At 21.6% G+C, this 915-nt stretch carries 2 protein-coding genes; both read left to right on the top strand.

Features of this window, described 5'->3' with window-relative positions; genetic code table 11:
• Positions 1 to 13: 13 nt before the first annotated feature.
• Positions 14 to 505 (top strand): SVM family protein, encoded by a 492-nt coding sequence (locus RI01_RS02815; protein WP_017193160.1) that lies wholly within the window; start codon positions 14 to 16, stop codon positions 503 to 505.
• A 3-nt stretch (positions 506 to 508) separates the two neighbouring features.
• Positions 509 to 901, top strand: a complete 393-nt coding sequence (locus tag RI01_RS02810; protein ID WP_017193159.1) for an SVM family protein — start codon at positions 509 to 511, stop codon at positions 899 to 901.
• The last annotated feature ends 14 nt before the right edge of the window (positions 902 to 915 follow it).

Genomic DNA, 915 nt, shown 5'->3' with positions numbered 1-915 from the left:
GAGATTTTAATTAATGTTAAATTTAAAAAATCAATTTAAAATGATAAATGTTTGTTTATTTTATTTTTTAGGATTTTTATTTATTAATAATAATTATCAAGTGATGGCGATGGGTAATAAAAATAGTAATAATAATAGTGAAATTTCTAATGATGAAGAATATGTTTTATATATAAAAGAAGAAATGCTAATACAAAATAGATTAATAAATGATAAATTTAATAACGAAGACAAAGAACAACTTTTGGATACACAAAAACATATTACAACAGAAATCGAAAAATACAATAAAAGACAAAACAATAATCAATTATCAACAACTTATGGTGAACAACCAGAAAGTTCTAGACGAAATATCAGTTCTGCAATAAATAATGATGATGAAAACGAATTATCAGATGATGAACTTCAACCTATGAATTTAACAAAAAGCACTTCTAAATGCCCAATTGATAAACCAGAAAGTTCTAAAAAGAACGATTATAAAAAATCAAAGGAGATTTAATTAATGTTTAAATTACAAAATCAATTTAAAATAATAAATATTTGTTTATTTATTTTTTTGGGATTATTTTTAATAAATAATAATGATCAAGTTATGGCTATGGAAAATAATAATTCATTAGATTTCAGAGCATTAGAGCATTTGTATATAATAAACGACAAAACTCGGAGTTTGTCAGTAAAAAGACAAGAAGTGTTTATGTTGTCGGCGTCTTGTAGAGATCAAAACACTAAATCTATATTAGACAAAAGATGTTTGTATTACGCAAATATGATTAAAAATCTAGAACAACAAAGAAAATCAATTTTCGATAAAGGTTATTATAATAATCCGATTTTATACCAATTAATAATCAATTTTAATCAACAATTATTTCAATTAAATAGAAATTTTTAAAATAACAATAATAA

The sequence above is a fragment of the Italian clover phyllody phytoplasma str. MA1 genome (assembly GCF_000300695.1).
Classification (GTDB): Bacteria; Bacillota_I; Bacilli_A; order Acholeplasmatales; family Acholeplasmataceae; genus Phytoplasma.
This window is presented reverse-complemented; position numbering and strand designations above follow the sequence as displayed.